Here is a 10,023-nt window from a genome sequence, read left to right as displayed (position 1 = left end):
CGATCCGGACCGCGCCCACCGCCTTCTCGCCGGCCGTCAGTGCGCGGCGGCCTCCCAGTTCGCGCCGACGCCCACCGAGACGTCGAGCGGGGCGCGCAGCGGGTAGGCGCCGGCCATCTGCGCGCGGACGATCGCCTCGACCTGCTCGCGCTCACCGGGCGCCAGCTCCAGCACGATTTCGTCGTGCACCTGGAGCAGCATCCGGGAGGTGAGGCCGGCGGCGGTCAGCGCCTCGTCCACCCGGAGCATGGCGATCTTGACGATGTCGGCGGCCGAGCCCTGGATCGGGGCGTTGAGGGCCATCCGCTCGGCCATCTCGCGGCGCTGGCGGTTGTCGCTGTTGAGGTCCGGCAGGTAGCGGCGGCGGCCGAGCAGGGTCTCGGTGTAGCCGGTGGCGCGGGCCTCGTCGACGACCCGGCGCAGGTAGTCGCGCACGCCGCCGAAGCGCTCGAAGTAGGTGTCCATCAGGCCCTGGGCCTCGGCGGGCTTGATGCCGAGCTGCTGGGAGAGCCCGTACGCGGAGAGCCCGTACGCCAGACCGTAGGACATCGCCTTGATCTTGCGGCGCATCTCGGCGTCCACCGCGTCGCCGGGGACTTCGAAGACCTGGGAGGCGACGGTGGTGTGCAGGTCCTCGCCGGTGGCGAAGGCCTCGATCAGGGCCTCGTCCTCGGAGAGGTGGGCCATGATGCGCAGTTCGATCTGGGAGTAGTCGGCCGTCAGCAGCGCCTCGTAGCCCGCGCCGACGACGAAGGCGCGGCGGATGGCGCGGCCCTCCTCGGTGCGGACCGGGATGTTCTGCAGGTTCGGGTCCTGCGAGGAGAGCCGGCCGGTGGCGGCGACCATCTGGTTGAAGGTGGTGTGGATCCGGCCGGCCGGCGAGACCGTCTTGAGCAGGCCCTCGACGGTGGTGCGCAGCTTGGCCTGGTCGCGGTGGCGGAGCAGGATGACCGGCAGCTCGTTGTCGGTCTGGCCGGCCAGCCAGGTGAGCGCGTCGGCGTCGGTGGTGTAGCCGGTCTTGATCTTCTTGGTCTTGGGCAGGGCCAGCTCGCCGAAGAGGATCTCCTGGAGCTGCTTGGGCGAGCCGAGGTTGAACTCGTGGCCGGCGGCGGCGTGTGCCTCCTCCACCACGCGCTGGATCTCGGTGGCGAACTGGGCCTCCAGGCCGGTGAGCCAGGGGCGGTCGGCGGCGATGCCGGTGCGCTCCATCCGGGCCAGCAGGGCGGCGATCGGCAGCTCCATGTCGCGCAGCAGCTCGGTGGCGCCGACCTCGGCGAGGCGGGTGTCGAAGAGGGCGGCGAGGTCGAGCACGGCGCGGGCCTGGAGCATCAGCGCCTGGGCGCGGGCGGCCACCGCGTCGACCTCGTCCGGCTCCTCGGGGGCGTCGAAGGCGAGCTGGCCGCTCTCGGCGACCGCGGCCGGGGCGAGCGAACGGGCCAGGTACTCCTCGGCGAGCACCTCCAGGGTGAAGGTGCGGCGGCCGGGCTTCTCCAGGTACGCGGCGAGGGCGGTGTCGGCGACGACGCCCGCGATCGTCCAGCCGCGCTCGGCGAAGGCGCGCATCACCTGCTTGGCGATGTGCAGGGCCTTGGGGGCGGCCGGGTCGGCCAGCCAGTCGGCGAAGGCGCGTTCGTCCTCCTCGGCGAGCAGCGCCGGGTCGAACCAGGCGGCGGTCTCGCCGGCGGCCAGCGCGATCTCGGTGACCTCGCCGGTGCCGAGCGCCCACCGGTAGACGGCGGCCAGCGCGACCGGGGCCTTGCCGTCGGAGTGCCCGCGCAGCCACCCGGCCAGCGTGCCCGGGTCGGTGAGCAGTTCGCCGTCCACCTCGACGCCGGGGGCGAGTTCGACGGCGGCCTCGGGCTCGGCGGCGGCCGGGTCGATGCCGAAGACCCGGTCGCGGAAGTTGGCGTTGCGGAACTCCAGCGACTCCATCAGACCGGCGACCGCCTCGCGGTCGAACGCGGCGCGCTCCAGGTCGGCGACGGCGAGCGGGAGTTCGACGTCGCGGACCAGCTCGGTGAGGACGCGGTTGCGCTTGACCGAGTCCAGGTGGTCGCGCAGCTTCTCGCCGATCTTGCCCTTCACCTCGTCGGCGCGGGAGACGAGTTCGTCGAAGGAGCCGAACTGGTTGACCCACTTGGCGGCCGTCTTCTCGCCGACGCCCGGGATGCCGGGCAGGTTGTCGGACGGGTCGCCGCGCAGCGCCGCGAGGTCGGGGTACTGGCGGGGGGTGACGCCGTACTTCTCGGCGACCTTCTCCGGGGTGTAGCGGGTGAGTTCGGAGACGCCCTTGGTCGGGTAGAGGACGGTGATGTGGTCGGTGACCAGCTGAAGCGAGTCCCGGTCGCCGGTGACGATGTCGACGTCGAAGCCGGCCGCCTCGGCGGCGGTGGCCAGGGTGGCGATGATGTCGTCGGCCTCGAAGCCCTCGACCGTCATCCGCGGCACCCGCATGGCGTCCAGCAGTTCGCCGATCAGGCCGATCTGGCTGCGGAACTCGTCCGGCGTCTTGGCCCGGTTGGCCTTGTAGTCGGGGAACTCGACGGAGCGGAACGTCTGCCGGGAGAGGTCGAAGGCCACCGCGAGGTGGGTGGGCCGCTCGTCCCGGACGGTGTTGGCGAGCATCGAGGCGAAGCCGTACACCGCGTTGGTGGGCTGGCCGGTGGAGGTGTTGAAGTTCTCCACGGGCAGCGCGTAGAACGCCCGGTAGGCCATCGAGTGCCCGTCGAGCAGCATCAGCCGGGGCCGCGCCCCGCCGCCACCCGCCGCGCCCTTGTCCGTACTCTGCGTAGCCACGTCAACGTCCGTTCCTGCCGATTCCACTACCGGCCACCGATCCTATGGCCCGGCACCGACAAAAAGGGCGCCGCGCGGTCCGGGCGCCGGGCCCGCGGTGCGGCGCCTGGGGGCGTGACCGGGCGGGCGCGCACCCGCGCGGGCGCGCCCGCGCGCGAGGAGCCGGGTCCGGCCGGGAGGGGGAACGGGTCCCGGCCGACGGGGAACGGTCCGGGCGCACCCGCCACGCCAACTCCCCCACGCGATCACTACCGCCGAGTAGGACGGTCGTACGATCACAGGCAGCACGACGACGTGACCCCCGAGCGGCAGGAGCTCCCCCATGACCGAAGCGGCCCCCGGCGCGACCACCCCCGAACCGGCCCCCGCCCTGAACATCCCGCAGGAGGTGCTGGACCACTTCGCGAAGCTCGGCGTCGACCCGGCCACCTTCTCCGGCGGCCGCCTCGGCGACAAGCTCGGGATCCGGGTCGTCGAGGCCTCCGGCGACCGGGTGGTCGGCACGATGCCCGTCGAGGGGAACCAGCAGCCGTACGGGCTGCTGCACGGCGGCGCCTCGGCGGCGCTGGCCGAGACCCTCGGGTCGGTCGGCGCGATGCTGCACGCCGGCCCCGGCCGGTACGCGGTGGGCGTGGACCTGAACGCCACCCACCACCGCTCGGCCACCTCCGGCCTGATCACCGGGGTCGCCACCGCCGTGTTCAAGGGACGCACCGCCGCCACCTACGAGATCGCGATCACCGACGACACCGGCAAGCGGATCACCAGCTGCCGCCTGACCTGCATGCTCCGCGACCTCTGACGCCCCGTCGGCCCGGCCGACCCGTCAATCGCCCGCCGGTCGGGCCGACCGATCATCAATTCCCTTGTCCGCCCCCTTGTTTGACCTTCGACTGCCCTGGGCAGGCGTTGGTCCAGACAAGGGGGCGGACGCGTTTGCGCGCACTGCGAGGGATGTAACACTGCGTAACAAGTAGGAAATCCGAACTTTCGACCGCTTCCGGGCCCGCATCGACCCGGGGGTGTTTCGCCATTCCCGGGAATGTCCGATATTCGGACGCACACGCCCGACACCAGCACGGCGGACAGTCGTGTCCGATTATCGGTGAGGCCAGGAGTCACCCGCAATTCTGGCCCTTACATGCACCTACCAGCGAGTAGACGCCTGTCAGTACAGGATCGATCGGGCCAGAACGACCACATAGTGAGACGGTCGCTCCGTGTGCTCATAACAAGAGAATCACAGCCTCGCCACAGCACTGCCCGAGCCGCCCAGAGGCATCTAGAGTCACGGCCAGTCACCGCGCCACCGGATTGGGCCAGGCCCATTGCGCATCCCGGCTCCCGCCACTCAGGCGCGGCGCCCTCCTGAACCGAAGGGGACCCCTGTGCGTCACCGTTCAGCAGTTGTCGTGAGCATTGCCGTGATCGGCGCCCTCAGCATCAGCGCCTGCGGATCCCGCGGCGAGAAGAAGTCCGGGGACGGCAACGCCGGGGCCACCACCACCGTCACCATCGGCGTGGACGCGCCGCTCACCGGCGACCTCTCCGCCCTCGGCCTCGGCATCCGCAACTCCGTCGAGCTCGCGGTCAAGCAGGCCAACGAGAAGAACGAGGTCCCCGGCGTCAAGTTCGAGATCAAGGCCCTCGACGACACCGCCAAGCCCGCCCCGGGCCAGCAGAACGCCACCCAGCTGGTCGCCGACAAGAACGTCATCGGCGTCGTCGGCCCGCTGAACTCCAGCGTCGCCCAATCGATGCAGCAGATCTTCAACGACGCCAACCTCGTCCAGATCTCCCCCGCCAACACCGGCGTCGCGCTCAGCCAGGGCGAGAAGTGGGCCAGCGGCGACAAGGCCCGCCCCTTCAAGTCCTACTTCCGCACCGCCACCACCGACGCCGTCCAGGGCCCCTTCGCCGCCCAGTTCCTGGCCAAGGACGCCAAGAAGACCAAGGTCTTCCTCATCGACGACCAGAAGACCTACGGCGCCGGCCTCGCCGCCACCTTCAAGGGCGAGTTCGTCAAGCAGGGCGGCACCATCGTCGGCGAGGAGCACGTCAACCCCGACGACCGCGACTTCGCCGCCGTCGTCACCAAGGTCAAGAGCTCCGGCGCCGAAGCCGTCTACTACGGCGGCGAGTACCCCGCCGCCGGCCCGCTCTCCCTCCAGCTCAAGGACGCCGGCCTCACCATCCCCCTGATGGGCGGCGACGGCATCCAGAGCGGCGACTTCATCAAGCTCAACCCCAAGAGCGCGGGCGACTACGCCACCGCCGTCGGCCTGCCCGTCGAGGCGCTCCCCACCGCCGCCAAGTTCATCGCCGACTACAAGGCCGCCGGCTACAAGGACGCCTACGAGACCTACGGCGGCTACTCCTACGACAGCGGCTGGGCGATCATCGAGGCCGTCAAGAACGTCGTCAAGGACAACGGCGGCAAGCTCCCCAGCAACCCCCGCGCCAAGGTCGTCGAGGCCGTCCAGAAGGTCTCCTTCGACGGCGTGACCGGCAAGGTCTCCTTCGACGAGTTCGGCGACACCACCAACAAGCAGCTCACCGTCTACACCGTCAAGGACGGCAAGTGGGCCGTGGAGAAGTCCGGCACCTTCAGCGGCTGACCTGACCACCCGTCAGGAACGGCCCGCAACACCGGAGTCATCCCGCGCGGGGGCGCCACCAGTGCCCCCGCGCGTGCCCACATCCCCCACCCACGCGGACTTCACGCAACGCACAACGGAGGCCCAGCGGTGCACGACCTACCGCAGCAGCTGGCCAACGGCCTGATCCTCGGCGCCCTCTACGGGCTCGTCGCGATCGGCTACACGATGGTCTACGGCATCGTCCAGCTCATCAACTTCGCCCACGGCGAGATCGTCATGGTCGGCGGCTTCGGCGCCCTGACCGCCTACCTCGCCCTCCCCGGCGGCACCACGCTCTGGCTGGCCCTACCGCTGATGCTGATAGCCGGCATCCTGGTCTCCACGCTCACCGCCGTCGCCGCCGAGCGCTTCGCCTACCGGCCGCTGCGCACCGCGCCCCGACTGGCCCCCCTGATCACCGCGATCGGCCTGTCGATCGTCCTGCAGCAGCTCGTCTTCTCGTTCTACCCCGACGCGAAGAAGGCCCGGGTCTTCCCGAAGATCCCCGGCGACCCGTTCGAGCTCGGCTCCGTCACCGTCCAGCGCAGCGACATCTTCCTGATCATCGCCGCCCCGCTCTGCATGCTCGCCCTCGGCTGGTTCGTCACCCGCACCCGCTCCGGCCGCGCCATGCAGGCCACCAGCCAGGACCCCGACACCGCCAAGCTCATGGGCATCGACACCGACCGGATCATCGTCATGGCCTTCGCCATCGGTGCCGCGTTCGCCGCCGTCGCCGCCGTCGCCTACGGCCTGCGCAGCGGCCAGGTCGACTTCCGGATGGGCTTCCTGCTCGGCCTCAAGGCCTTCACCGCGGCCGTCCTCGGCGGCATCGGCAACATCTACGGCGCCATGCTCGGCGGCGTCGCCCTCGGCCTCGCCGAAGCCCTCGCCACCGGCTACATCCAGCACCTGCCCGGCATGCACCTCTTCGGAGGCGGCGCCTGGAAGGACGTCTGGGCCTTCGTACTCCTCATCCTCGTCCTGCTCGTCCGACCCCAGGGCCTGCTCGGCGAACGCGTCGCAGACAGGGCGTGAGCACCATGACCACCACCTCGACCACCGAGACCACCCCGGTCATCCCGCTGCCGGCCCGCGCCGCCGCCCTCCTCACCGGCCTCGGCGCCCTCGCCACCGCCGGCTCCGCCCTGATGTCCTGGACGTACACCGACGAGTTCCCCGGCGACCTCACCTACTACGGCTCCCCCGCCGGCCTCCAGTGGCTCGCCCTCACCGCGGGCCTGCTCACCCTCGCCCTGCTGCTCGCCACCCACGGCGTCCGCGGCCTGCGCTGGGCCGCCCCCACCCGCAGCCACAACGCCGTCCTGCTCGCCGCCGCCGGCGCCTTCGCCGTCAGCTGGTTCTCCGTCATCGCCATCGCGGTCGACCTCGGCGGCCTCGCCAACCTCGACCCCGGTGGCTGGGTCGCCGCCCTCGGCTCGCTGCTCGCCGTCGTCGGCGCCCTCGGCCTGCCGCTCGACCGGCGCACCCACGTCCCGGTGCGGATCCTCGACCGGCGGCTGTTCCTGCTCCTCCCCGCCGCCCCGGTCGTCTGGTTCGCCACCCACGCCGTCCCCGAGGACAAGCCCGTCGCCCCGGTGCTGACCGCCCTCGCCGGCGCCCTGGTGATCGCCGCCGCCGCCGTCCTGCTCCTGCAGATCGGCCACCTCGCCAACAGCGCGCTCCGCCTCGGCACCGTCGAGCGGCCACTGCCCGCCGCCCGCGAACTGCCCTCCTGGGCCGAGGTCCTGCTCATCGTGCTGGCCTTCGCCGTCGGCCTGTTCGCGATCACCTTCGGCATCGACACCGAGTACGGCGAACTCTTCACCGCCTACCTGCTGCTCGCCGCCGCCGTCGTCCCCGCCCTGGCCAAGGGCGGCCTGCTGGCCCGGCTGCGCGCGCTGACCGTCAAGTACCGCCCGGTCACCACCGGCGCCGCCTTCGCCGCCGCCGCCAGCTTCCCGTTCACCCAGACCAGCGACCAGTACACCTCGGTCGCCGCCAACATCCTGATCTTCGCCACCGTCGCCCTCGGCCTCAACATCGTCGTCGGCCTGGCCGGCCTGCTCGACCTCGGCTACGTCGCCTTCCTCGGCGTCGGCGCCTACGCCGCCGCCCTGGTCTCCGGCTCCCCCGCCTCGCCGATCCACGTCCAGTTCCCCTTCTGGGCCGCGATGCTGACCGGCGCCGTGGTGTCGATGATCTTCGGTGTGCTGATCGGCGCCCCCACCCTGCGGCTGCGCGGCGACTACCTCGCCATCGTCACCCTCGGCTTCGGCGAGATCTTCCGCATCACCATGCTCAACCTCAACGGCACCACCGGCCCCAAGATCACCAACGGCTCGAACGGCATCCCGCGGATCCCCGACCTCCAGATCCTCGGCTTCGACCTCGGCAAGCCGCACACCGTCCTCGGCGTCGAACTCGGCCGGTTCTCCAACTACTACCTGCTGATGCTCCTGGTCACCGCCCTCGTCGTGCTGGTCTTCGCCCGGGTCGGCGACTCCCGCATCGGCCGCGCCTGGGTCGCCATCCGCGAGGACGAGACCGCCGCCGAGGCCATGGGCATCAACGGCTTCCGGCTCAAGCTCCTCGCCTTCGCCCTCGGCGCCTGCCTCGCCGGCCTCGCCGGCACCGTCCAGGCCCACGTCAGCTACACCGTCACCCCCGACCAGTACACCTTCGCCGAGGCCCTGCCGCCCAACTCCGCCTTCCTGCTCGCCGCCGTCATCCTCGGCGGCATGGGCACCATCAGCGGCCCGCTGGCCGGCGCCACCCTCCTCTTCCTCATCCCGAAGAAGCTGGAATTCCTCTCCAACTACCAGCTGCTCGCCTTCGGCATCGCCCTCATCGTGCTGATGCGCGTCCGCCCCGAAGGGCTCATCCCCAACCGGCGCAACCAGCTGGAATTCCACGAGGCCGCGATCCCCGCGCAGCTCTCCGGCGACACCGTCGCCCTCACCAAGGCAGGGGCGTGACCAGCCAGATGACCACCACCGACGCCCCCGCCGCCGTCTCCGGGCCCGGCCCCGCCAAGCCCCTGCTCGAAGTCTCCGGCGTCACCATGCGGTTCGGCGGCCTCACCGCCGTCAACAACGTCTCCCTCACCGTCGGCGAAGGCGAGATCATCGGCCTGATCGGCCCCAACGGCGCCGGCAAGACCACCTTCTTCAACTGCCTCACCGGCCTCTACGTCCCCACCGAGGGACGCGTCGCCTACCGCGGCACCGTCCTGCCGCCCAAGCCCCACCTCGTCACCCAGGCCGGCATCGCCCGCACCTTCCAGAACATCCGGCTCTTCGCCAACATGACCGTCCTGGAGAACGTCCTCGTCGGCCGGCACAGCCGCACCAAGGAAGGCATCTTCTCCGCCATCCTCCGCGGCCCCGGCTACCACCGCGCCGAAGCCGAGAGCCGCGCCCGCGCCATGGAACTGCTGGCGTTCACCGGACTCGCCGACAAGGCCGACCACCTCGCCCGCAACCTCCCCTACGGCGAACAGCGCAAGCTGGAGATCGCCCGGGCCCTCGCCTCCGACCCCGGCCTGCTGCTCCTCGACGAGCCCACCGCCGGCATGAACCCGCAGGAGACCCGGGCCGCCGAGGAACTCGTCTTCGCCATCCGTGACAAGGGCATCTCCATCCTCGTCATCGAGCACGACATGCGGTTCATCTTCAACCTGTGCGACCGCACCGCCGTCCTGGTCCAGGGCCAGAAGATCGTCGAAGGCGACCGCGAGACCGTCCAGGGCGACGAACGCGTCATCACCGCCTACCTCGGCGCACCGCTCGAAGGCACCGCCCCCGCAGCAACGGAGACCGACCAGTGACCGCACTCCTCGAGGTCAAGGACCTCCGCGTCGCCTACGGCAAGATCGAAGCCGTCAAGGGCATCAGCTTCACCGTCAACCAGGGCGAGGTCACCACCCTGATCGGCACCAACGGCGCCGGCAAGACCACCACCCTGCGCACCCTGTCCGGCCTGCTCAAGCCCACCGGCGGCACGGTCACCTTCGACGGCCAGGCCCTCACCACCGTCCCCGCCCACAAGATCGTCGCCCTCGGGCTCGCCCACTCCCCCGAGGGCCGGCACATCTTCCCGCGGATGACCATCGAGGAGAACCTGCTGCTCGGCGCGTTCCTGCGCACCGACACGGCCGGCATCGCGGCGGACGTCGAGCGGGCCTACGGCCTCTTCCCGATCCTCGGCGAGCGGCGCAAGCAGGCCGCCGGCACCCTGTCCGGCGGCGAGCAGCAGATGCTCGCCATGGGCCGGGCCCTGATGTCCCAGCCGAAGCTGCTGATGCTGGACGAGCCCTCGATGGGCCTCTCCCCGCTGATGATGCAGAAGATCATGGCGACCATCGTGGAGCTGAAGGCCAGCGGCACGACCATCCTGCTGGTCGAGCAGAACGCCCAGGCGGCGCTCTCGCTGTCCGACCAGGGCTACGTGATGGAGACCGGCCGCATCGTGCTCAAGGGCACCGGCGCCGACCTCCTGCACGACGAGTCCGTGCGGAAGGCCTACCTCGGCGAGGACTGACCTCCCGCCCGGGCGGCACGTGGAAGGGCCCGGCAGCGTGCGCTGC

7 protein-coding genes are annotated in these 10,023 nt (G+C 71.0%); 6 read left to right on the top strand and 1 reads right to left on the bottom strand.

What is annotated here, in order from left to right; translation table 11 throughout:
* Positions 1-36 precede the first annotated feature (36 nt).
* Positions 37-2,736 (bottom strand): DNA polymerase I, encoded by a 2,700-nt coding sequence (gene polA / locus ACFWA9_RS35935; RefSeq protein ID WP_329492072.1) that lies wholly within the window; start codon positions 2,734-2,736, stop codon positions 37-39.
* A gap of 382 nt (positions 2,737-3,118) precedes the next feature.
* On the opposite strand from polA, the gene ACFWA9_RS35930 reads away from it, so the two are divergent.
* The 6 genes from ACFWA9_RS35930 (at position 3,119) to ACFWA9_RS35905 (ending at position 9,977) form a co-directional block, all read left to right on the top strand.
* Positions 3,119-3,598: a hotdog fold thioesterase gene (locus ACFWA9_RS35930; RefSeq protein WP_329487187.1), complete on the top strand. Its 480-nt coding sequence runs from the start codon at positions 3,119-3,121 to the stop codon at positions 3,596-3,598.
* A gap of 586 nt (positions 3,599-4,184) precedes the next feature.
* Complete coding sequence (locus ACFWA9_RS35925) at positions 4,185-5,414, top strand: branched-chain amino acid ABC transporter substrate-binding protein (protein WP_352290249.1); 1,230 nt, start codon at positions 4,185-4,187, stop codon at positions 5,412-5,414.
* Positions 5,415-5,543: 129 nt separating this feature from the next.
* Positions 5,544-6,473: a branched-chain amino acid ABC transporter permease gene (locus tag ACFWA9_RS35920; protein ID WP_352290247.1), complete on the top strand. Its 930-nt coding sequence runs from the start codon at positions 5,544-5,546 to the stop codon at positions 6,471-6,473.
* A 5-nt stretch (positions 6,474-6,478) separates the two neighbouring features.
* Positions 6,479-8,413: a branched-chain amino acid ABC transporter permease gene (locus ACFWA9_RS35915; protein WP_380393170.1), complete on the top strand. Its 1,935-nt coding sequence runs from the start codon at positions 6,479-6,481 to the stop codon at positions 8,411-8,413.
* Positions 8,414-8,421: 8 nt separating this feature from the next.
* A complete protein-coding gene (locus ACFWA9_RS35910; RefSeq protein ID WP_352290389.1) occupies positions 8,422-9,264 on the top strand; it encodes an ABC transporter ATP-binding protein in 843 nt (280 codons plus the stop codon).
* Positions 9,261-9,977 (top strand): ABC transporter ATP-binding protein, encoded by a 717-nt coding sequence (locus tag ACFWA9_RS35905; protein WP_329487190.1) that lies wholly within the window; start codon positions 9,261-9,263, stop codon positions 9,975-9,977. The genes ACFWA9_RS35910 and ACFWA9_RS35905 overlap by 4 nt, the downstream gene beginning before the upstream one ends.
* Positions 9,978-10,023 lie beyond the last annotated feature (46 nt).

Origin of the sequence: Kitasatospora sp. NPDC059973, assembly GCF_042737525.1 — a bacterium.
Lineage (GTDB): Bacteria > Actinomycetota > Actinomycetes > Streptomycetales > Streptomycetaceae > Kitasatospora.
This window is presented reverse-complemented; position numbering and strand designations above follow the sequence as displayed.

What these genes read in the sequence shown, in the direction of transcription:
- ACFWA9_RS35930 (WP_329487187.1), top strand. Translation starts at nt 3,119, where the DNA reads ATGACCGAAGCGGCCCCCGGCGCGACCACCCCCGAACCGGCCCCCGCC.
- polA (WP_329492072.1), bottom strand. Translation starts at nt 2,736, where the DNA reads ATGCTGCTCGACGGGCACTCGATGGCCTACCGGGCGTTCTACGCGCTG.
- ACFWA9_RS35915 (WP_380393170.1), top strand. Translation starts at nt 6,479, where the DNA reads ATGACCACCACCTCGACCACCGAGACCACCCCGGTCATCCCGCTGCCG.
- ACFWA9_RS35910 (WP_352290389.1), top strand. Translation starts at nt 8,422, where the DNA reads ATGACCACCACCGACGCCCCCGCCGCCGTCTCCGGGCCCGGCCCCGCC.